The sequence below is a fragment of the Chitinophaga sp. 22308 genome (assembly GCF_052045305.1).
In the GTDB taxonomy this organism is placed as follows: Bacteria; Bacteroidota; Bacteroidia; order Chitinophagales; family Chitinophagaceae; genus Chitinophaga; species Chitinophaga varians_A.
This window is the reverse complement of sequence record NZ_JBQEOP010000001.1, coordinates 839,267-862,694: the sequence shown is the minus strand read 5'-3', so window position 1 is coordinate 862,694 and position 23,428 is coordinate 839,267. Positions and strand designations below refer to the sequence as shown.

18 protein-coding genes are annotated in these 23,428 nt (G+C 49.4%); 10 read left to right on the top strand and 8 right to left on the bottom strand.

Going from position 1 to position 23,428, the window contains the following annotated elements; translation table 11 throughout:
- Positions 1–48 precede the first annotated feature (48 nt).
- A complete protein-coding gene (locus tag ACTJJS_RS03470; protein WP_440662429.1) occupies positions 49–4,809 on the top strand; it encodes a translocation/assembly module TamB domain-containing protein in 4,761 nt (1,586 codons plus the stop codon).
- Between the two features lie 342 nt (positions 4,810–5,151).
- Here ACTJJS_RS03470 and ACTJJS_RS03465 read toward each other — a convergent pair whose 3' ends face one another.
- Positions 5,152–6,354 (bottom strand): bifunctional 3,4-dihydroxy-2-butanone-4-phosphate synthase/GTP cyclohydrolase II, encoded by a 1,203-nt coding sequence (locus ACTJJS_RS03465; RefSeq protein WP_168869244.1) that lies wholly within the window; start codon positions 6,352–6,354, stop codon positions 5,152–5,154.
- 421 nt (positions 6,355–6,775) lie between these two features.
- Here ACTJJS_RS03465 and ACTJJS_RS03460 point away from each other — a divergent pair, with 421 nt between their 5' ends.
- Positions 6,776–10,012, top strand: coding sequence for a TonB-dependent receptor (locus tag ACTJJS_RS03460; protein WP_440662428.1), 3,237 nt, complete (start codon positions 6,776–6,778; stop codon positions 10,010–10,012).
- Positions 10,013–10,069: 57 nt separating this feature from the next.
- Here the strand turns inward: ACTJJS_RS03460 and ACTJJS_RS03455 are convergent, their stop codons facing one another.
- Entirely contained in the window at positions 10,070–10,813 is a 744-nt protein-coding gene (locus ACTJJS_RS03455) for an alpha/beta hydrolase (RefSeq protein WP_440662427.1), read from the bottom strand.
- 57 nt (positions 10,814–10,870) lie between these two features.
- On the opposite strand from ACTJJS_RS03455, the gene ACTJJS_RS03450 reads away from it, so the two are divergent.
- From ACTJJS_RS03450 to ACTJJS_RS03430, 5 genes are all read left to right on the top strand, one after another.
- A complete protein-coding gene (locus ACTJJS_RS03450; RefSeq protein WP_168869247.1) occupies positions 10,871–11,578 on the top strand; it encodes an esterase family protein in 708 nt (235 codons plus the stop codon).
- Between the two features lie 4 nt (positions 11,579–11,582).
- Positions 11,583–12,647: a hypothetical protein gene (locus tag ACTJJS_RS03445; RefSeq protein ID WP_440662426.1), complete on the top strand. Its 1,065-nt coding sequence runs from the start codon at positions 11,583–11,585 to the stop codon at positions 12,645–12,647.
- A gap of 81 nt (positions 12,648–12,728) precedes the next feature.
- The gene (locus tag ACTJJS_RS03440; RefSeq protein ID WP_440662425.1) at positions 12,729–13,829 is read left to right on the top strand and encodes a carboxylate-amine ligase; all 1,101 of its coding nucleotides are present in this window, start codon (positions 12,729–12,731) and stop codon (positions 13,827–13,829) included.
- A 44-nt stretch (positions 13,830–13,873) separates the two neighbouring features.
- Positions 13,874–14,770, top strand: a complete 897-nt coding sequence (locus tag ACTJJS_RS03435) for a type 1 glutamine amidotransferase (RefSeq protein ID WP_440662424.1) — start codon at positions 13,874–13,876, stop codon at positions 14,768–14,770.
- An 18-nt stretch (positions 14,771–14,788) separates the two neighbouring features.
- Positions 14,789–15,988 (top strand): hypothetical protein, encoded by a 1,200-nt coding sequence (locus ACTJJS_RS03430; RefSeq protein ID WP_440662423.1) that lies wholly within the window; start codon positions 14,789–14,791, stop codon positions 15,986–15,988.
- A gap of 260 nt (positions 15,989–16,248) precedes the next feature.
- Here the strand turns inward: ACTJJS_RS03430 and ACTJJS_RS03425 are convergent, their stop codons facing one another.
- Together ACTJJS_RS03425 and ACTJJS_RS03420 are read right to left on the bottom strand one after the other, a co-directional pair.
- Entirely contained in the window at positions 16,249–16,431 is a 183-nt protein-coding gene (locus tag ACTJJS_RS03425; RefSeq protein WP_168869252.1) for a hypothetical protein, read from the bottom strand.
- A gap of 48 nt (positions 16,432–16,479) precedes the next feature.
- On the bottom strand, positions 16,480–17,640 hold the full coding sequence (locus ACTJJS_RS03420) for a hypothetical protein (RefSeq protein WP_440662422.1): 1,161 nt from the start codon (positions 17,638–17,640) through the stop codon (positions 16,480–16,482).
- A 216-nt stretch (positions 17,641–17,856) separates the two neighbouring features.
- Here ACTJJS_RS03420 and ACTJJS_RS03415 point away from each other — a divergent pair, with 216 nt between their 5' ends.
- Together ACTJJS_RS03415 and ACTJJS_RS03410 are read left to right on the top strand one after the other, a co-directional pair.
- Positions 17,857–18,975, top strand: coding sequence for a hypothetical protein (locus ACTJJS_RS03415; protein WP_440662421.1), 1,119 nt, complete (start codon positions 17,857–17,859; stop codon positions 18,973–18,975).
- Between the two features lie 111 nt (positions 18,976–19,086).
- Entirely contained in the window at positions 19,087–19,476 is a 390-nt protein-coding gene (locus ACTJJS_RS03410; RefSeq protein ID WP_168869255.1) for a RidA family protein, read from the top strand.
- A 91-nt stretch (positions 19,477–19,567) separates the two neighbouring features.
- Here the strand turns inward: ACTJJS_RS03410 and ACTJJS_RS03405 are convergent, their stop codons facing one another.
- The 4 genes from ACTJJS_RS03405 to ACTJJS_RS03390 all read right to left on the bottom strand — a co-directional run bounded on the left by ACTJJS_RS03405 (position 19,568) and on the right by ACTJJS_RS03390 (position 22,329).
- On the bottom strand, positions 19,568–19,864 hold the full coding sequence (locus ACTJJS_RS03405) for a rhodanese-like domain-containing protein (RefSeq protein WP_168869256.1): 297 nt from the start codon (positions 19,862–19,864) through the stop codon (positions 19,568–19,570).
- 46 nt (positions 19,865–19,910) lie between these two features.
- Positions 19,911–20,717 (bottom strand): PASTA domain-containing protein, encoded by an 807-nt coding sequence (locus tag ACTJJS_RS03400; RefSeq protein WP_440662420.1) that lies wholly within the window; start codon positions 20,715–20,717, stop codon positions 19,911–19,913.
- 103 nt (positions 20,718–20,820) lie between these two features.
- Entirely contained in the window at positions 20,821–21,810 is a 990-nt protein-coding gene (locus tag ACTJJS_RS03395; RefSeq protein ID WP_440662419.1) for a D-alanine--D-alanine ligase, read from the bottom strand.
- 171 nt (positions 21,811–21,981) lie between these two features.
- Positions 21,982–22,329, bottom strand: a complete 348-nt coding sequence (locus ACTJJS_RS03390) for a 4Fe-4S dicluster domain-containing protein (protein ID WP_440662418.1) — start codon at positions 22,327–22,329, stop codon at positions 21,982–21,984.
- Between the two features lie 90 nt (positions 22,330–22,419).
- Here ACTJJS_RS03390 and ACTJJS_RS03385 point away from each other — a divergent pair, with 90 nt between their 5' ends.
- Positions 22,420–23,418, top strand: a complete 999-nt coding sequence (locus ACTJJS_RS03385; RefSeq protein WP_440662417.1) for an acyl-CoA reductase — start codon at positions 22,420–22,422, stop codon at positions 23,416–23,418.
- Positions 23,419–23,428 lie beyond the last annotated feature (10 nt).

Below are 23,428 nucleotides of genomic sequence, written 5' to 3'. Positions count from 1 at the left end.
TGGTGCCTGAAAAAAGTTCGGAAAATATTAACTATCATTTTACTGTGTTTGTTAGGCCTGATCATTCTGGTGGGAGTATTAATCAATATACCCGCAGTCCAGAACCTGCTGGTGAGGGAGGTCACATCGCGTTTGTCCGATCAGCTCCACACACGCGTTGAAATAAACCGCGTCACGTTACGGCTGTTCAACAGTATGCAGCTGGAAGGAGCACTCATCGAAGATCAGCATAAAGACACCCTCCTGTACGCGGGCAAATTGCAGGTGCGCATCACTGACTGGTTCTTTTTTCAGGACAAACCCGTTATTAAGTTCGTCGGACTGGAAGATGCGCAGGTCAATCTGCTACGGCCCCGCAATGATTCTGTCTGGAATTACCATTTCCTGGAAGACGCTTTCTCCGGTCCTCCTTCCCCCAAATCCAAAACACCGTCCAAAGGCATCTCCCTTGACCTGAAAAAAATAGATCTCCGCAATATCCGCATCAATCAAATTGACGCCTGGGTGGGCGAAGACATGCGCGGCTACGCCAAACGCATTTTCCTCGACGCTAAAAACCTGGACCTGCAAAAACACAACATCGATATACAGGAACTGTTTCTCGATAACCCGTACTTTATTATCAGTAGCTATTCCGCTTCCCCGCTGCGGCATAAACGTCCGCACCTGACCGGCAACCCGGTGCCCGACAGCACCGCTCCCGGCGAGCTTCGCTGGAACTATGGCAACTGGAAACTGTTGCTGAAAGAACTACATATCCGAAATGGTATGCTGGGCGTGGATATGCCGGATGACACCACTAAAATAGAAGCAGGTTACTTCGCCCCCAATCATATCCGCTTCGGGGAAATCAACCTGTCCCTCACCAACACCAGCCTGGTGAAAGACAGTATCATCGGCGATCTTACTCTCAGTACCAAAGAACGGTCCGGCTTTGAAGTAAAAAAACTCACGAGCCGTTTTAAAATGTCCCCCGTGGAAATGGAGTTCTCCCGGCTGGACCTGCAAACGAACCGGAGCCATATCGGGGACTACTATACGATGCAGTACTCCGATATCAGTGACATGAACGACTATGTGAACAATGTGTTCATGCAGGCCCGCTTCAAAGACTGCCGGCTGTCGTCAGACGATATCGCATTTTTTGCGCCACCGCTCTCCACCTGGAAAAAAGAAATCACGCTGACAGGTAAAGCCCGCGGCCCGGTGAGCAACCTGAAAGCCTCAGAGATAGAACTGGAAGCCGGCACCACCACCCGTCTGAAAGGCAGCATCGAACTGCGTGGCCTGCCGGATATCTACGAAACATTCATCGACTTCCATACAGAAGAGCTGGTCACTACCGGCGCAGATGTTATGCAGATCATGCCGATTGTAAAAGAGGTGAATGCCATCCGCATGGACAAACTCACGTCCATCCGCTTCCAGGGAAGTTATACCGGCTTTATCAATGACTTTGTGGCTTATGGCCAGTTCCAGACCAATCTGGGCAAACTCAGCTCTGACCTTAACTTCAAGACCAGCCGCGATGTGCCTGTATACTCCGGAAGCCTCACCACCACCGGCTTTGACGTGGGCACCCTTTTCGATAACAACAACCTGTCCACCCTCACGCTCAATGCCAAAGTAGACGGGGCCGGCTTCAACTTTAAAACGCTCAAAGCCAGTGTAGATGCCGATGTACAGGAAATGAGCCTGTTCGGCTACACCTACCGCAATATCAAGACCAACGGAACCATGAGCCGCAAGTTCTTCAATGGCTCGCTGGCATCCAAAGATCCCAATCTGGACATGGACTTCACCGGGACCATCGATTTCAACGAGGCGCTGCCCATCTTTAATTTCCACTCCGACCTTCGCAAGGCAGACCTGAAAGCGCTGCACATCGTGGAGGATTCGGTCACCCTGCAAGCCACGCTGGACCTAAACTTTGCTGGTAATACCATCGACAACTTCGACGGTACCGCCCGTATGCACGAAGTGTCTTTGTATAAAGACGGTAAACGGCTGGAGTTTGACTCCCTCCGCGTTGCCACGCATATGCAGGACAACCAAAAAGTATTGAGCCTGAACGGTAGTGAGGTAAGCGGTTTCGTAAAAGGCTCCTACAAACTCATGGAGCTGCCGGACGCCTTCCAGCTGCTGTTATATAAATACTACCCCAGTTATTTCCTGGCGCCGCAGAAGGCGGACATCCAGGAGAATTTCACCTTCGCCTTCCAGTTCGGAGAAGTGGAGAAATTGCTGAAAGGCTTTACCAATAAATTTACCGGCTTCGACAACACATCTGTTCAGGGCGGCCTCAATACCATGAATGGCGGTAACCTGTCGCTCAACATCAATATCCCGGAAGCCGGGTATCTCGGATACCGGGCACAGGACCTGCAGGTAAAAGGAGACGGCACTTTCAGCAAAGTCAATATCAGCACCAGCATCGGCAAAGTATTGTCTGGCACCAACACCATCCTGCAAAACCCGCTGATACTGGCCAGTTCAGGTAACGACACTTCTTACCTGAAAGTAGATTTACAGGCACAGGACACCTCTTCCCTGGATGGTTTCTATGCACGTATCGTCACCGTCCGCCAGGGCATTAAGATCAATTTCCTGAACAGTGCCTTTACCGTCAACGAGCGGCAATGGAACGTAACGCCCGGCAATGAAATATACTGGAGCAAAGACTTTCTCACCGTACACAATCTGCGCGTAACCCGCAATGACCAGAGCATCACGGTAGAGACCAACGAATTCAATCCCGATGAATCCCGGTTCATCGTCACGCTCAAAAACCTGAACCTGCCTGACGTGATCCCTTCCCAGCTGATCACCACCCGCATTGAAGGCATTACCGACGGCACCATCCATATCACTGATCCCACCCAGGACCTTGATGTCACAGCAGCGCTGCGTACACGTGAGCTGCGTATAGACAATGATTCTATCGGCACACTTAATATAGATGGCAGTTACCTGCACCGTACCGGTACCGCTACCTTCCTCGTTAAATCCGACAACGAAGGCAAAAACTTCCTGGCACAGGGCAAAGTAGGCCTTTCCACCACCAATAAGGATATCGACGCCTCCGTAGATTTCAATGGCATGTCCATCAATCTGCTCAGCAAATACCTGACAGGCTATGTTTCCGATCTGACAGGCGCCGTTACCGGGAAAGTGAATATTTCCGGTACCACTGACCTGCCCTCTATGCGTGGCAGCCTTCAGTTGGACACCGTGGCCGTAACCGTCGACTACCTGGGCACCCGTTACAAGATCCCCCGGTTAAACGTTAACATCGATGACAACCTCATTGAATTCGGCAACTTTGCCGTTATTGACAAATACGGCAGCAAAGGCACTGCCAGCGGCTATATCAGTCATGACCACTTCAATAAACTGAACTTCGACTTTGACGTGACCGGCCGCAACTTCCTGTTTCTCAGCACCACTTCCGCCGACAACGACCTTTTTTACGGGGACGTGCTGGCAGACGGAAAAGTCTATTTCTCCGGTCCTATCAACGATATGCAGATGCATATCCTGGCGCGGCCACTGAAGGGCACTCACTTCTATCTCCCGATGTCTGACAGTAAAGACATCGGTAAATATGATTATATCATCTTCAAGACCTATGGGACAGAGGTTAAAGAGAATAAACGGAAGAAAGACAATACCAGGCTGACCGTAAAACTGGACATCGCCGCTAACCCGGATGCACAGATAGATGTGATCCTTGACGCCACCACCGGTGATATCATCTCCGCCAACGGTAGCGGGAACCTTCAGATCATTGCCAATACTGAAGGGGATTTCAGCATGTTCGGCAACTACGAGATCAACAACGGGTCTTACAATTTTACTTTCCAGCGCCTGACCAGCTGGAAGTTTGATATAGAAAAGAACAGTACCATCACCTGGAATGGCGACCCGCAGGAAGCCAAGGTGAACATCACCGCTAAATATTCACTTCCCAAAGTGAGTTTGTATAACCTGCTGGGACAGGCCGCCACCGTCAGCTCCAACGACAAGCTGGCCACCCGTACCGAACGGGTGGACGTGCTCATCAACCTGCGCGGCGCCCTGATGAAACCGGACATCTCCTATACCATCGAGCTGCCCGATGTAGGAAGCCTTTCCTATGAAAGTGGTGTGGCCGCCAAGCTGAAAGAAATCAACAACGACCAGAACAAAGCGTTACTGCAGATGTATGGCCTGTTGCTCTTCAACCAGTTCCTGCCCGATGACGCCACTACCAATGCAGCGGCCAACGTAGGCATTACCGGTAAAAACAGCGTAGGCCAGGCGTTGTCAGCCCAGGCGTCCGCTATTCTTAACAATATTACCGGCGCCCTGCTCAAAGGCAGTGGTATCGGTGTCAACGTCAACTACCGCGCGTACAATGTCGGCGGCCCTGGCGGTACTGCCGACAACAGTTCCGTAGACCGTAACCAGGTCAGCGCCGGTATCACCAGTACGCTGTTCAATAACCGTTTCCGGTTGTATGCCGGTGGCGATTACGACTGGGGCAAGTCCTCCACCTCCGCCAATGCCAACCGTTTCGCCGGTGACTTCCGCATCGAATATTTGTTGACACCCGATGGCCGTTTCCGCATCAACGCCTTCAGCAAATCGGATTACGACGTATATAACCTTAACAACCGTACGAAATCCGGCGTGGGCATATCTTACATCCGTGAGTTCAACCGTCTCGGAGAGCTGTTTCATAGCCAGCGCCGTGGCCGCACCCCGCTTATGGACTCCCTTCGCAAGGCGGCAGCCCTGAAACCTAAAGATTCCACTGAAATGAAATAATGCCTTACAATCCCAGGGCTGAAGCCCTGGGCTACATTGTGTTTTAGGTTCTTTTAGATGATAAGACTGTGATTAATGTAGTAGCTACCAATAAGCAAATATTCAAGAACATGTCCTTTGCCTTAGAAGCCAGGGCAGTCATTTAGACTGAGGTCATTATTCAGATGAAGGTCACGCTTTCCTGATTGAACATTAAAGGTATTAGCCCTATACGTTCAAACTCTATCATTTTGCGGACCTGAATCAGAACGTAGCCCAGGGGCTTCAGTCCTGGGACATAAAAAATCCCGGAGCAAATTGCTCCGGGATGAATGATATCTATATAATATTATATCAATTATATCAGCCTTTCAGGATTTCGTGGCCCAGTTTGTCCCTTTTTGTCCGCAGGTAATTTTCATTGTACGGGTTGGGATGAATTTCGATGGGCACGTTTTCTATTACTTCGAGGCCGTAGCCGCTGAGGCCGGCGCGTTTGCGCGGGTTGTTGGTGATGAGGCGCAGCTTGGTGATGTTGAGGTGTCGCAGGATCTGGGCACCTACGCCATAGTCGCGTTCATCCATTTTAAAGCCGAGTTCCAGGTTAGCTTCCACGGTGTCGAGGCCTTCTTCCTGGAGTTTATAGGCTTTGAGTTTGTTCATGAGACCGATCCCGCGGCCTTCCTGGTTCATATAGAGGATGAGGCCTTTTCCTTCTTTTTCCACCATCTGCATGGCAGCGTGCAGTTGTTCACCACAGTCGCAGCGCAGGGAGTGGAGGATATCGCCGGTCACGCAGGACGAGTGTACGCGTACCAGGACCGGTTCATCTTTTGTCCAGTCTCCTTTTTTCAGTGCCATATGGATTTCACCGGAATTCACCTGTTTGAAGGCGATGAGTTCGAAGTTGCCGTATTTAGTAGGCATTTGAACCCTCACTCCTTCTTCGATCAGGGTTTCGGTGCTGAGCATATAGGAAATGAGGTCCTGGATGGAGATCAGTTTGAGGTCGAATTTGTCGGCTATTTCCCGCAGTTGTGGCAGGCGGGCCATGGAGCCGTCTTCGTTCATGATTTCCACCAGTACGCCGGCGGGCTCAAAGCCGGCCAATCGTGCCAGGTCTATCGTTGCTTCCGTATGGCCGGCGCGGCGCAGGACGCCGCCGGTTTTGGCTTTCAGGGGGAAGATGTGCCCGGGCTTGCCGAGTTCTTCCGGTCTGATGTTTGGGTCGATCAGTGCTTGTACCGTTTTGGCTCTGTCGTGTGCGGAGATACCGGTAGTGCAGCCATGGCCGCGTAAGTCCACCGATACGGTAAAGGGAGTCTGATGCAGGGCGGTATTATCTCTCACCATCAGTTCCAGTCCGAGTTCTTCGCAGCGTTCTTCTGCCAGGGGAGCGCAGATCAGGCCACGGCCGTGTGTGCTCATAAAGTTGATGATCTCCGGCGTAACGTTACGCGCTGCGGTAATAAAGTCGCCCTCGTTTTCGCGGTCTTCATCATCTACTACGATTACCAGTTTGCCGTTCTTGATATCTTCTATTGCTGCTGCTATTGTATCTAACATATATTATCCCTCCGGGTCAATGTTGAATGACCGCAAAGTTACGACTTAAACACATGAAATGGTCAAGGAAACATTCAAAGCGGAAACCGGAAAATCTTTTGACAATTTGATAGTTACACAATTAAATTTTAACAAATAACAAATTAGATTAATAAATTTATCATGCAACAATCTGAAATACAATAAAGTTCGCGCCGGGCAACGCTTTTATGCATTAGCAAATAGCCCGATTTGAGGATTCATAATTTTTTTCGAAATTCCTGAACAAACATCCGGCAAATGTGGATTAACCTGTTAAGATATCAAAAAAATTTATCGAGGATTATGCGTTCTTTCACGACTTAACAATTTGTTAATTCGGCGTTAAAATTTTCCCAAAGTTTTTTGGCACCTTTGCGCCATGAAACAAACTTCTCTAATCATGGGATTTAGAAAATTACTCTTTACCTTATCCTTATTACTCACGACGATCTTAACCTATGCACAGGTAACCACCAGTAGCATGGTCGGTGTTGTAACGGATTCCAAAGGCGAAGGCCTGATCGGTGCCACCGTAAAGGCAGTTCACACGCCATCCGGTACTGTTTATGGAACCACTACCCGTAACGGCGGCGAATTCACCATTCCCAACATGCGTGTTGGTGGCCCGTACAAAGTGGAAGTATCTTTTATCAGCTACGGCACGGAAACCTTCAACAACATTTTCCTGCAGCTGGGTACTCCTCAGAAATTGAACGTAAAATTGACTGAAGGTTCTACCACCCTTCAGGAAATCAATATTACCGCTGCCAAAGCGGTAACACAGGGTAACGGCGGTACTGCACTGAACGTTAGCCGTACCCAGATTGACAATATTCCCACTGTAAACAGAAGCGTACAGGATTTCGTGAAACTGAGCCCTCAGGCTTCCGTTTCCACCAGAGGCAGCGATGGTGCACCTTTAGGTATCTCCTTCGGCGGCGCGAGCAACAAATACAACCAGTTTGCTGTGGATGGTGCTGTGACCAACGACGTGTTCGGTCTGTCTGCTTCCGGTACAAACGGTGGTCAGGCTGGTGCTAACCCGATCTCCATCGAAACGATCGATCAGCTGCAAATCGTTTTAAACCCTTACGATGTTAAGCAGAGCGGCTTTACAGGCGGTGGTATCAATGCCATCACCAAAAGCGGCACCAACGATTTCCACGGTTCTGCTTACCTGTACCTGCAGAACAAAAGCTTCGTAGGCAAATCTCCGGACTCCACCCACACTCCATATGGTGACTTCAACAGCAAAATCTATGGTGCAAGCCTTGGTGGCCCGATCATCAAAAACAAACTGTTCTTCTTCGCCAACGTTGAAAGAACTGAACGTAATAACCCGGTAGACTTCAACCCGGGCGCCGGCGCAAACAACGTTACTGTTGATGAATTGTCCCGTATCTACAATTTCGTAAAAGACAAATACAACGTAGATCTCGGCGGTTATACAGACCAGACCCGCAAGAAGACAGCAACTACTATCTTCGGCCGTGTAGACTGGAACATCAACAATGTTCACAAACTGACTATCCGTCACAACTACCTGGACGCCAGCGACATTAACACCAGCCGTGGCCCCAGCATTGCCGCTTTCTACAACAACTACTACTCTTTCCCTTCCAAAAGCAACTCCAGTGTAATTGAGCTGAACTCCAGCTTCTCTAACAAACTGAGTAACGAGCTGCGTATAGGCTATAACGTTGTAAAAGACAGAAGGTCTTACCTCGGTCAGCCTTTCCCGACCGTTGTCATCAACGACAATGGCAGGACCATCAACCTGGGTAGTGAATTCTCTTCCACTGCCAATGCACTGGACCAGAAAATCTGGACATTCACTGACAACCTGACTATGTACCACGGCAAACACACCATCACTGTTGGTGCTAACGCTGAACTGTACAACATCAAAAATACCTTCATTCAGGGCGCATTCGGTTCCTACTCCTATGACTCCATCAACGGATTCCTGCAGGGACTGAAACCCAGACAATATCAGATCAACTACACCACCGCTGACTCTACACTCCGTGAAGGTATCGGCTTTAAGGCTGCACAGATCGGTTTCTATGCTCAGGACGAATGGAACATCCGCAGAAACTTCACCCTGACTGCCGGTGTGAGAGTAGACGTTCCGTTCTTCCCCACCACACCTCCGGACAATGCACTCTTTAATAAAGACCCCAACTTCGAAGGATATTCTACTACTACCATTCCTAAATCAAGATTGCTGGTAGCACCAAGAGTAGGCTTCAACTGGGACCTGACCAATGACGGTCAAACTATCATCCGTGGTGGTGCAGGTATCTTTACTGGTCGTGTACCGTTTGTATGGATCTCCAACCAGTACAACACATCCGGTAACGTTTATACAAACATCAGCCTGTCCGGTAACGCACTGCCAGCCGGTGTTAGATTCCAATATGATCCTAACAGCCCCTTCTATGGTCAATACTCAGCTACCATGCTGGCGGCTATGGGTGGCAACGTAACACCGAGAGCAGCTAACATCAACCTGAGTGATAAAAACTTCAAATTCCCGCAGGTATTCAAAACCAACCTGGCAGTTGAAAGACAATTGCCCTGGGGCATGAAAGCCATTGTTGAAGGTAACTTCTCTAAAACCATCAACAACGCGGTATGGAACAACCTGAACATCATTCCTACCAACGACAGCACTGCACTGGGTGGTGGTCTTAAACGCCCTACTTTCAAAAAGAAAACTACCGGTTGGGGTGACCAGGTACTGCTGCTGCAGAACACCAGCGAAGGTTATACCTATAACATCTCCGGTGAGCTGACCAAAGTAACCAGCAACGGCCTGTTCGTTAAAATCGGTTACTCTTACGGCGACGCCTACTCCGTAAATGACGGTACTTCTTCTACAGCCGCTTCCAACTGGCGCTTTAGCCCGAACGTGAACGGCCTGAACAACCTGGACCTCGCTCGCGCAAACTACAGCATGGGCCACCGCGTAATGGGTGTAATTGCCAAAACATTTAAATATGGCAAACAGAAGAACTTTGCTACTACTGTCAGCCTGTTCTACAACGGTCAATCCGGTATTCCTTACAGCTGGGTATACTTCAACACAGTTGACCCGACTGGTGACGACCTGGCTACCAATGGTAACAACGACCTGATCTATATTCCTACTGCTTCTGAAGTAACCACAATGCGTTTTGACCTGATCCAGCAGAAAAACACTGCCGGCGCAGTTATCTACCAACGTACAGAAGCACAGCAACGTGAAGATCTGGAACGCCTGATCAGCAACGACAGCTACCTGAGCAAACACCGTGGTGAAAACGCAAAGAAAAATGCTTCCCGCACTCCGTTTGAGCATGTATTCGACTTTAAAGTGGCGCAAGTCCTGCCTATCTGGAAAAACCACAAAGTTGAACTTACTTTCGACATCCTGAACGTAGGTAACCTGTTGAACAAAGAATGGGGTCAGACGTACTTCATCACCAACCAGGCTTCCACTCCGCTCACTTTCAGGAAATTCGACAACGGCACTCCTGTATTCCAGTATGACTACAGAAGGGTTGTTAACGGATACGGTGAGGAAAAACCTTACTTCATCAACAACTTCACTTCTCGTTGGAGAGGTCAGATTGGTGTTCGTTACAGCTTCTAAGCTAATCACATCTTACAATAAAAGAGAAGGGCTGACCGTTTGGTCAGCCCTTCTCTTTTATATAAAAAACTCCAATCCCAAAAACACCGCCATCGCTCTCCCCCACGTCTCCTGATCATGCCGTCCACCAGCAATCTCCAGGTAGGTAATATCCTCCGGCTCACGATAACCTTTCCGCTTCAATTCCTTTATCAGGTCCAGCGTATCGTCAATACTGTCGATAACGCCGTTACCGTTACGATCTGCCGTTTCATCGTCAGTGCCGCATTCAAAAAAGAACTGCAGCCCCGGCCGCCAGGCACTGTCCCGGATACGCCGGTGCATGATACGGTCACGCTCTTCCCGGTAATGGGTATCCAGTGGCCGGCTGCGCCACCAGAGGGCCCCGGAGAACACCCCTGCCATACCGAAGTATTGCGGGTACTGCCATACGATGTCCAGTGCCGACAGCCCGCCCAGCGAGAATCCTGCGAAGGCCCGTTTCACACCGGTCAACAACGGATAGCGCTGTTCCAGAAAGGGTAATAGTTCTTTTATGATAAACTGGCTGTAAACCGCCGCCAGCGAGCCATTGCCCTGATAGTCAGCAATACCTGCCACGCCGTACTCCATACGCCGCCGCGGCCCCGCATGCACCGCCACTATCCATACTCCCGGCGGCACCACCGCCGGCAATGCAGGCAGGTCCTGCCCGTCATTCACCAACAATAAAACATGCGGCGTTCCTGCCTGTATATATACGTCCAGTGTGACTTCCCGATGCAGACTGGCAGCAGTGAGCACCATTCGATCCATTTGCATGTCAACAATTTACCGATAAACCAATAATCTTCTTTAAATTTAACTAAACACTTTCCCATGACTGAAAACTACTATAAATGGCACTCGCCCAACCTGGGAAAGGAATTTGAGATGCTGGTATTCGGTGACAGCGGATATCCGTTACTACTGTTCCCGACCTCCATGGGCCGCTACTATGAAAGCAAAGACCGTGGCCTGATAGACGCTATCCGCTGGTTTATTGATGAAGGACGCGTTAAAGTGTATTGCCCCGACAGTATCGATGCCGCCAGCTGGTACAACAAAAGCATCGATCCCCGGTACCGGGCGTATAATCATACCTGTTATGATAAAATGCTGCTGGAAGAAGTGCTGCCCCGCATAGAGGCTGAAACAGGCCGACAGCGGATAGTTGCCGCCGGATGTAGCTTTGGCGGTTATCATGCGGCCAATTTCGCCTTCCGCTATCCCGGCCGGGTGTCTTATCTCTTCAGCCTCAGCGGTATCTTCGATATCAAATCCAGGATGGACGGCTATTACGACGACCAGGTGTATTACCACAACCCGGCCGACTTCATGCCGGACAACCAGGACCCTGACCTGTGGCGCATGGGCATCGTGCTCGGCGCCGCCGAAACGGACGTCACCCGCCCGCAGAATGAACAATTCTCACAACTGCTGGCCGCAAAAAATATCACCCACTGGCTGGACATCAGGCCGCATGCCCGGCACGACTGGCCCGTATGGCGCGAAATGCTGCCACACTATCTGTCACTTATCAAGTAAACGTATGAAAAAGATCGGCATCTTATTCGGACAGGAAAACTCATTCCCACAAGCGTTCGTAGACCGCGTCAACCGTATCAATCCGCCCGGTATCTTCGCGGAATTTGTAACGATCGATAAAGTGCTGCAGGGCGCCGACAGCGGATATGCCGTCATCGTAGACCGTATATCGCAGGACGTGCCTTTCTACCGCGCTTTCCTGAAAAATGCCGCCACCGCCGGCTGCGCCGTCATCAACAACCCTTTCTGGTGGAGCGCCGATGATAAATTCTTTAACAATGCCCTGGCGCAAAAGATAGGCGTTACCGTGCCACGCACCGTATTGCTACCCTCCTATTCGCTGCCCGACAATACTACCGATAAATCATTCCGGAACCTGATCTACCCATTTGACTGGAACACGATCTTCGACTATATCGGATTCCCCGCATACATGAAACCTTTCGCCGGTGGCGGCTGGAAACATGTATATCACATCGAGGACAAAGATGATTTTTTCCGGCAGCACGGAGATACCGGTCAACTGGTGATGATGTTACAGGAAGAAATAGACTTTTCACAATACTACCGTTGTTTTTGCATCGGCGGCAATCAGGTGCGGATTATGGCCTACAATCCCAAAAACGCGCCCCATCAGCGCTACCAGTCCGATTTCAATGGCAGCGACGCGCTGATGCAGCAGATCACCGACCAGGTGGTCGCGCTCAATCAATACCTCGGCTACGACTTTAATACCGTGGAAATAGCCGTCAGAGGCGACGTGCCCTATGCGATCGACTTCTGCAATCCCGCACCCGATGCCGACATCAACGCCATTGGCGAGGAACATTTTGAATGGGTGGTGGAAACCAGCGCCCGTTACGCCATCGAGCGGGCCATGGCACAGAAACCAGGGAAAGACAATCTTACCTGGGGAAAGTTCATCCGCGGCAACGGTAAAAAAACAGCTGCGACAAAAAACGTCAAACCCGCGAAACCCGCGCCGGTAAAAGAGAAAGCTACCGCCGCCAAAAAAACGGACAAAAAGCCGGCATCTGCCCGAAAAACAAAATCGAAAGAAAAACAATAAACAACAGGCTATCATCTCCCTACCAATTATCCGAATACATTTCGTTGTGTGTAATTCGTAATTTCGGGAAAAATTTTAATCATGTTCAAAGCGTTTACGCTGGGTATAGAAGAAGAGTATATGGTGATGGACCCCACCACGCGGGAGCTCCGGTCCCATGAGCAAAAGATTGTGGAACAAGCCCACAAAGTGATCCGCGACCAGGTAAAAGCTGAATTTCATCAGGCGGTGGTGGAAGTGGGCACGCAGATATGCGCCAATATCCACGAAGCCCGCGAAGATGTGGCACTGCTGCGCCGCACCATCACCCAGATAGCCGGCGACCTCGGTTTCAGCATCGGCGCCTCCGGCACCCACCCTTTCAGCAAGTGGGAAAAACAAATGATCACCGACCATCCCCGCTATTTTGAGATCGTCAACGAAATGCAGGACGCCGCCAGGTCCAACCTGATCTTCGGCCTGCACGTGCACGTAGGCATGGAAAACCGGGAAATGGCCCTGCATATCGCTAATTCCGTCCGTTATTTCCTGCCACATATTTTTGCCCTCAGCACCAACTCGCCTTTCTGGGAAGGCCGTAACACCGGCTTCAAATCCTTTCGTACCAAGGTTTTCGATAAATTCCCCCGTACCGGCATTCCCGATTATTTTGCCAGTATTGAGGAATATGACAACTACATCAAACTGCTTGTCAAAACCAACTGTATCGACAACGCCAAAAAAGTATGGTGGGACCTCCGGGTACACCCATTCTTCAACACCGTGGAATTCCGCATCTGCGACGTGCCCCTGACCATAGACGACACCATTACGCTGGCAGCCCTGTTCCAGGCAGTATGCGCCAAAATATACAAACTGCGGATGCAGAACCTTAACTTCATTATCTACAACCGGGCGCTGGTCAATGAAAACAAATGGCGCGCTTCCCGCTATGGTATTGATGGTAACCTCATCGATTTTGGTAAGGAGATGGAAGTCAACACACGGTCACTCATATACGAACTGCTCGATTTTATTGATGACGTAGTGGACGATCTGGGCAGCCGCGATGTGATCCGTGCCACCGGCCATATCCTGGAAAACGGTACCGGCGCTGACAGGCAGCTGAAAGTTTATGAAGAAACCAAAGACCTCGTAGCAGTGACCGACTACATCCATCAACAATTTCTGCAGAACTGCTGAGCCGGGATGAAGGATTACCCGGCCGTAATTCGTAATTTTGCAGTATGCATCCAATCAAAAACAAGTGGAAAGTAGCGGTGCTGGATATGTATGAGGGCGTGGCCAATGAAGGTATGCGCTGTATCCGGGAAATACTGGTGCAATATGCAGCGATGCACGCACTGGACCTGCAATTCGATGAATTTGAAGTCAGACTGCAACAACAGGTGCCCGACACTTCCTATGATATTTATATCTCTACCGGCGGCCCCGGCAGCCCGGTAGACAGCGAAGGCAGCGCGTGGGAACAACAATATTTCGCGCTGATAGAAGACCTGCTCGCATGGAACCGCACACAGGAACAGAAAAAACCAGCCTTTTTTATCTGTCACTCCTACCAGATCATGTGCCGGTATTACCAGCTCGGTAACGTCTGCAAACGCAAATCACCGGCCTTCGGAGTCTTCCCGGTACATAAAACCGCCACCGGCCTTACAGAAAAAGTGTTTACCGCCCTGCCAGATCCGTTTTACATCGTTGACAGCCGCAACTGGCAGGTGATAGAACTGAACCACGAACGGCTTTACGCCATGGGAGGCCAGGTGCTGGCCCTCGAAAAAGAAAGGCCCCACGTACCGCTGGAACGCGCCACTATGGCCATCCGCTTCAACGACCACTTCATCGGTACCCAGTTCCACCCGGAAGCCGATGCCGACGGCATGCACATGTACCTCCGCCAGGAAGAAAAGAAAAAGCAAGTGGTAGATCATCACGGCATCGAAAAATATAACAGCATGCTGGAACAACTCACCGATCCGGATAAAATCATGCTGACGCACGACCGGCTGATCACCGCCTTCCTCGATTACGCCGTTTACGGGCAACTGACCGACAGACTGGCTGCCATCGAGCATCTGGATGGCGTTGTTTCCCACAACGATGATGAAAACACCTTTTTCTAATCCATTTATTCCAATATTATGATACCCGAAGTCAGAAAGGCATATAATGAACAGTTTACAAACGACCGTTACCAGGCATTCCTGGAAGGTATCGCCCAGGATGCCGGTATTGCACCTGCATTCCGTGTGGCCGAAACACCGGTGTTCGTACCTGCCGACCTGACCGGCAAATTGATACAGGCCTGTGAAGAGATCGTTAACGTGGTCCTGCGGCCCGACTTCAAAACCATTACACAGGACGCCATCCCGGCAGACCTGAAGGTGCCGCATGAAAATGAACACCCACATTTTATTGTCATTGATTTTGCCGTGTGCCGCGACGAGGCGGGCGCCTATACACCACAACTTATCGAGCTGCAAGGCTTTCCCACTATGTACGCCTTTCAGGATGTGATGGCCCGCCAGTTTAAAAACCACTTCAATATTCCTGAACAACTGAACAACTTTTTCAACGGCATCGATGAAAAAGCCTACTATCAGCTGCTCCGTGAAATGATCGTCGGCGACCTGCCTGCGGAAGAAGTAGTGCTGCTGGAAATTAAGCCGGAAGAACAAAAAACACGCATCGATTTTCACAGTACAGAGAAATATATCGGCATCCGCACGGTATGCCTTACGAAACTGATACAGGAAGGTAAAAAACTGTTCTACATGCGCGATGGCGTGAAAACGCCCATCCAGCGCATCTATAACCGCATCATTTTTGATGACCTGCAACAGCAGGCCGGCCACCTGGAACCGCATGTAAATCTGTTCCAGGACCTCGATGTGGAATGGATCACTCACCCCAACTGGTTTTACCGGATCAGCAAATACACCATGCCTTTTATACATAGTGAATTTGTGCCTAAAAGCTGGTTCCTGCATGAACTGCCGGTGTTACCCACCGACCTGGAAAATTATGTGTTGAAACCTCTGTTTTCCTTTGCCGGCAAAGGTGTGATGATAGATGTGACCCAGGAAGATATTGATAATATTAAAGATCCGGAGAACTGGATATTGCAACACAAAGTAAAATACGCGCCCGCCATACAAACGCCCACCGGTCCTGCTATCTGCGAAATCCGGATGATGTACATCTGGCCCGATAGTTCGCCACGGCCTATACTGGTGCACAATCTGTCCAGGATCAGTAAGGGCAAAATGATCGGCGTAGGCTTCAACAGTACCGATACCTGGGTAGGGGGCAGCTGTTGTTTTTTTGAGTTTGCCTCATGAGGAGATGCTTTTACTTACTCACTCTTCGTGGTTGTTTGGCGTGCCTGTAAGATTTCTGTGCATCCTGTTTTGACTGCTGCTTTTTATTGGCATTGTTCCTGCTTTTTTTCTTTCCAAACATCCATAAGAAAAGCAGGATTGTAATCAGCAATACCCAAAGAAACGGGTAAATGGATTTTCCACCCATGATTATCTGTAAGCTTATATACAACTGCCTGTTTTACACAGGCAGTTGTAAGTTCATTGAAAAATGGTTGGGCTTAGAAAAACTGTTTTCCAACAATAATGCCATACAGTGACAGCACAAAGAGAATCGCTACGGCCAACAGGTAAAAAGGCTTATACCTGAACGCGATGCCTTTTTTCTTTGCGTATTTGTAGTACAGAAAGGTGCCGCCCAGATACAGACTGGTAAATCCTAGTACGAGATAATTAACTCCCATGGTTTTTGTTTGATTTATGGTTTTTACTGGTTTTTGATAAGATGTTATTTAGTTAGACTGCTGTTCCAGCGTAGCAATTCTTTTTTGCAGGTCGATGATATACAGCGTGAGCTCTTCTACTTTCTGCAACAGCTTCCGGTTCATTTCACCCAGATCATGGCCGTCTTTGGCCACGTCCGCAGCTGCCGGCATATCAGGCAGGTGCTGGTGCTGACTGATATAGTTCTCCACTTCCTGTAAAGAGGGCAGCGTATAGGTTTTGCTGAAAACGAAGTCAGGCCATTCAGCGGCAGCAACGCTTACTTTTACTCTTTTAGCAAGGACAGTTCCGTTTACAGCCAGTTTTGCGGTGGGATTCATTGTTCCGATACCGATGTCTCCATTGACGCCCACATGAAAAAGATTAGACCAGTCTGCATGATAGCCTTTTTCCCAAATCTGCCAGGCTTTGCTCATTGGCCTAACTCCATATCCTAATATACCATTCTGTGTATCGGTTCCTCCCTTGTAATTGGAAAAAATGTCTGCCTGTGCAGAAATAGAATCCCTGGTGATATATATAAAGTCCCTGTTCGGCATATCCTTTCCATTGATGGAGAGTACACTTTGTTTTAACGGTTGACCAAGAGAAATACCTTCAGAATTATAGGTAAACCCGTTTATATCATTAAAGGGCAACCTAAAGAAACGATTGCCATCGAAATCGCATTTCAGGCCGTAGTCGCCCGTTTTTGCCAAAAAGCCGGTTGGTTCCGTGGTTGTTTGTCCATAGTTACCATCTGTTAAAGGACTATATACCAAATGGGCCGCCTTTACAAACACGCCACCCCATTTATAATTCGACCTCACCCACAAGGCATCGTTAAAGACATAAAATACGGCCGCAGCAGGATTACCGGAAGTACACCGGATTTCCATGCCGTCAAACCTATTGGGTGAATTATCCCATTTGTCAATACGGATCAGATATGTTCCCTGCATGTCAAAATAATTTGCATCTCCCTGAATAGAGAGCTCTATCAGGGAAGCATATCTGTGATTGGGCGCGTTTACCTGGGCAATTTTATAATAGTAAAGGTTATAAGCGCTGGACTCATCTTGTGTTGAGCCGATGAACTTCCAGGGAACCTCCGTTTGTGCCAATGATACTGCCGGGCAGATAAAACAACAGATAACAAGCCAGTAGCCTACCAATTTGAAATATTTCATAGATAAATGATTTGACAGAATATTGAGTATTTGGGTGGACAAGGTTAACATACATTCTTTGAACACCGCGAAGTAGCATAAAAAATCAAATTTTCACCATCACACAAACGTGTGATTTACAAAAAAAGCCAGCACACAAATACACTGCGTCGTCCCATGCTACCTTTAGTATAAATATTTAACTTTATATCAATATGTCAACTAATCAAGTATCCTATGTTTAGTAATCTTGCCATAGATGTGGCACTTGGGCTGATATTCATTTATTTGCTCTACAGTTTGTTAGCCTCCATTATACAGGAGATGGCCGCCCGGCTGTTCAACGCCCGGGCGCGGGTATTGACCAAAGCACTGCGTCGCTTGCTGGAGGATGATGACCGCAGCGGAGACCTGGGCGCTTTTGGCCGCTTCACTTTCTTCAACTGGTTTTACGAGCTGGGCTGGAGCGTGGTCTATTTTTTCGCGCCTTTTCAGCACAGTCCTTTTTTGAAGAAGTTCTACCAGTCGCCTTCAATCCGCTACCTGGGAGAAAACAGCGCCTCTGCCAGGCCTGCCTATATCAGCCCGCAGATATTTTCACAGACGATGGTCCACCTGCTGCGCGGAACACCGGAGGAAAACCAGTCAGAGACAGCTGCTATCCGCCACAGCCTGACTTATAATACGCTGCAGCTGGCGCCCGATACCATTGCCCATCTGCGGAATCTTTTTGAAGATGCCCATTACGATGTGGACCGGTTCCGGGCCAATATGGAGACCTGGTTCAATGAAACCATGACCCGCGCCAGTGGCTGGTACCGCCGCCAAACACAGGTGTGGCTGCTGATACTGGGACTGGGCATTGCTGCGGTGTTTAATGTTGATAGCATCGCTATCGCCCGTATTCTGATGAAAGATAAAAATGTGCGGGAGCAGATGGTACGCCTGGCGGCCAGTCGCGAGCCCTCCTATGCGGCAGTTACGGACACGCTTACACGAAAAAACATCTTCCATCGCGACAGCAGTTATTTCAGACAGGACACGTCTGTCAGCATCATGTTAAAAGATACCGCGCTTATTGGCGTTTACGCTATCCTTCGCCAGGACGCCGGCGACGCTAAAAATGTACTGGGCATCAGCCGTGATTGTGTGACCGACACCACCGGCGGCAAAAAGAAACTCCGCTGTGGCTTTACACATCCCTACCAGAAAAACGGCTGGATGGTGTTGGCAGGATGGTGCATTACCGCCCTGGCTATTTCACTGGGCGCACCTTTCTGGTTCGATCTGCTGGGCAGGGTGGTCAAGTTCCGAAACCTGCCGCCACAGCAATCAGCCGCCAATAACGGGGTGTAAGAAGGCAGCACAGCAGCCCAGGAGGAACAGCAGCATACAAAATACGTGCGCCAATGCCCTTTAAAACGTACTTTTGAACTGTCTTCTTACCCTTCTTCAAAATATAATTTTATGAAACGTACCCATTATTCCTCCGGCGCGCAATGGGAAAACAAAGTGGGATATTCCCGCGCGGTACGGATAGGCAATACCATCGAAGTGTCAGGAACAGTAGCGGTAGACAATGATAAAGTGGTAGCGGAAGGTGATGCCTATGAACAAACCCGTTTTGTACTGGCTAAAATAGAATCCGTCCTGGTGTCCGCAGGCGCCACGCTGCACGATGTGGTCAGAACGCGCATGTTTGTAACGGACATTTCCCGCTGGGAAGAGTATGGCCGGGCACATGGTGAATTTTTCAAAGCCATCAAACCCGCCACCACCATGGTGGAAGTAAGCAGGCTGATAGATCCCCGCTACCTGGTGGAGATAGAAGCCACGGCTATTGTAAGCGGAGAATAAAAAACGATATACCTATAAAGCGCGAAGCTTAGCAGGGACTGGTAAAATACATTACCCCTGCTAAGCTTCGCGCTTTGTATGATCTTTATTGTTACGCCTGCCAGTTAAGCATACCGCCGGTCAGGTTCTTCACATTGGTGAAGCCCATGGTTTCGAGCAGCATACATGCCTGGCCGCTACGGTTGCCGCTGCGGCAGTAAACAATCACTTCTTCGTCTTTCAGGTGCTCAATTTCATCCACCTGCATTGCCTGCACGAGGCCCAGCGGAATATGAAAGCCACCGATGTTAAATTCAGCGCGTTCGTGTGGTTCACGAACATCGAGGATGTTCAGTTGTTCACCGTTGTCCATGCGCTGTTTCAGTTCTTCTTTTGTGATATTCTGCATGATATTAAGTTTAAGTTCGGTTTAAAAATGGTGGTTTTGATGTTTGTTATTGTTGTACCGGAGCCTGTGTGGAGTCTTTCACCGGTTTGGTGGCAGACAGCCACAGGTCAATGCTTTCACCGGCCCTTACCATATTGAAGTCTCCGATTTCATTTCTGCGGGTAGGCACCTGCTTGATGATAAAGGCGTTGGCCGTATCCGTTACGCCCGGATCTATAATAATGGTGCCTGCGCTCAGATTGTTGGCGTTCAGCATTTCACGGGCTTCCGTAAAGGTGAGGCCTACAAAATCGGGCACCGGATTTTCGATGCTGCCGGTACCGCTGCTGATGATCAGCGTAATATTGCTGCCTTCAGCTACAGGGGTGCCGGGTTTAACCCGTTTACCATTGAGCAGCTGCTGCAGGATGGTATTAGTGGCGAAGTCCGGTTTATAGATGGTATCTCCCACATTGAGGCGCACGCTTTTCAGCACCATTTCAGCGCTGCGGAAGGTCAGTCCTTCCAGGTCAGGCATTTTCACCATGGGGGCCACAACTTTGTTGACTGTCAGGTAAATCGTTCTGCCGACTTTTACCCGCGCGCCTTTATCGGGAGTTTGTACCCATACAGACAAAGGAGGGATACTGTCTATGTAGATGGAGTCTCTTACATCGGCTTCAAATCCTGCCTTTTCCAGGAGGGCAATGGCTTCTTTCACACTTTTCCCCCGCACGTCCGGAACGGTCAGTTCTTCATTATGCCGGGTAATAACGCCCAACAGGGAGAAGAACAGCAGTGCCAGTCCAAAAAAGAACGCTATTACGATCACCAGGTTAATTCCGAAAGAGCGTTTGGTAATAAAGTCAAACATATTTTAAAATTACGAATTACGAATTACGAATTACGAGTTAGGAATTACGAATTACGAATTAAGCATCTGCTTTATTCATAATTCGTAATTCGTAATTCGTAATTTATTTCTTCATGCATTCTTCCAGCACTTCGCCATAAAACTCCTGCAGGGTTTTACCGGCGGCCCTTACCTGTTGCGGCACAAGGCTGTTTTCAGACTGGCCGGGCATGGTGTTGGCTTCCAGGAAGTACAGTTTACCGGTGGCTTCTTCATAGATAAAGTCAATCCGGGCGATCCCTTTACAATTCAGTTTGTTATACAGCGCAGATGCTGTTTTCTGTACCAGTGCCCTGATGTCGTCAGATACCGGCGCCGGCGTTATTTCGTTGGACACGCCTGGTGTATATTTCGCTTCGTAGTCGAAAAACTCCTTGCTGCTCACCACTTCCGTGATCGGTAGTACATTCAGGACACCATTGGCTTTATAAAGACCGATGGTCAGTTCCCGGCCTTTGATAAATTCTTCGATGAGCACCTGGTTGTCTTCCTTAAAGGCTTTTTCGATGGCAGCAGGCAATTCTTCCGCTGTTTTCACTTTAGACATGCCGATGCTGCTGCCGCCCTCCGCCGGTTTCACGAAAACGGGCAAACGCAGTTCCTGCAAAATTGCTGCCGGATCATGCGGCTGGTCACGGAAGATATGGGCGGATTTGGAGACGTTCACCACATTGAGGGCCGCCACCACTTTATTGCAATAGCTTTTATTGAAAGTCAGCGCCGAAGTCACCATGCCACAGCTGGTGTAGGGGATGTCCAGCATTTCAAAGTAGCCCTGCAGACGGCCGTCTTCACCCGGGGTACCGTGGATGCCGATAAACACGGCGTCAAATTTTATTTTGTTGCCGCCTATATTCAGGGAGAAATCGTTTTTATCGATTTCATAAACAGCGCCGTCAGTGGCCGTATGACGCCATCCCTCCCGGGTAACGATGATTTTGTATACAGCGTATTTGCTGCTGTCCAGGTTTTTTTCTATAGTTTCAGCGCTCTGCACGGATATTACATATTCTCCGGAATATCCACCAGCTACCAAGGCGATGTTCTTCTTCATAAGATAAATTACTATAAGCGGGTAAAGTTAAAGGTTATTTGTTAATTGTCAACAGCGGGTCAGCCGGCGTTTTCATTAATTTCCGGCCGTCAGCGGAACCCGGGCCGCCGCAGGTATAAAAAAGCCGTCCGGAACTTACCGGACGGCTTTTAATTAGGTGGCTTGCATATATTAGAGGTGCAGTCTGTCTTTCTTAGCCATCAGCTCATCTACTGTTTCCTGGTACATTTCGTCCGGAACGCAGCAGTCTACCGGGCAAACAGCGGCACATTGCGGTTCTTCGTGGAAACCCTGGCACTCTGTACACTTGTTAGGCACAATATAATAGGTATCTACACTGATCGGGGCATTACGCTGGTCTGCGTCCAACTGGCTGCCGTCCATCAGGGTATAACTGCCTTTTACGGTTGTACCATCGGCCAGTGCCCATTCTACACCGCCTTCATAGATGGCATTATTGGGGCATTCCGGTTCACAAGCGCCACAATTTATACATTCATCTGTTATCTTAATTGCCATAGAGTAAACTTTTTTAGTAGTAAGCCATTAATTTTGTGGACAAAAATAAAAATTCCCGGTTTAATTAAGTCAAATATTTATAACAGTTTCATGAACATAGCGGAAAAAGAAGCAGCATTGGTACGCCTGGGCCAGTATTTGGCCGGCAACAGTACGGAGTTGACAGCAGTAAAGGAACGTGCTTACTTGGCCAATGGCTGGTTCACCCCTGAATTTATTGATAAATCCATCGACAGCATCTGCCGGTACTACCTGGAACCGGCGGCCCTGCAAGCCTGGTTGCGGCAGTACCCTGCCACTACCGCGGATAGGGCACCTAAAAAAGTGGGCATCGTCGTGGCCGGTAATATCCCCCTCGTTGGGTTCCATGACTGGCTCTGCGGATTCATCAGCGGGCACCATATCAAAATGAAGCTCTCTTCCAAAGATGAAGTGCTGATGCGTCATATCCTTGACAAAATGACCGAATGGTACCCCGAACAGGCCGAACAGACCGAAGTACAGGAAATACTGAAAAACTGCGACGCCTATATTGCCACCGGCAGCAACAACTCCGCCCGGTATTTCAACTACTACTTTTCAAAATACCCGCATATTATCCGGCATAACCGCACCTCTGCCGCTATCCTGACCGGCCGGGAAACCTCCGCCGAACTGGAAGCGCTGGCAGACGACGTAATGCTCTATTTCGGCCTGGGATGCCGTAACGTGACCAAAGTAATGGTGCCGGAGGGGTATGACTTTGAGCCGCTGCTTAAAGCACTCGGCAAATACGACTACCTGGCCGACCATCACAAGTACAAAAACAACTACGATTACAACCTGGCCCTGTTCCTGCTCAATAGCAGCGCTTACCTGACCAATGGCAGCATCCTGCTTCATGAGGCGGCTTCCTTGTTTTCCCCTCTCAGCGTGCTGCATTATGGCTATTATAAAGATATACAGCAGCTCCGCGAAGACATGGCGGCCCAGGCGGACCTTCAGTGCCTGGTAGGCCAACAGTTTACGCCTTTCGGAAAAGCCCAGCAGCCTTCCCTGTCAGATTATGCCGACGGGGTGGACACCCTGGCGTTCCTGCTGGAACTGTGATCATAATAAT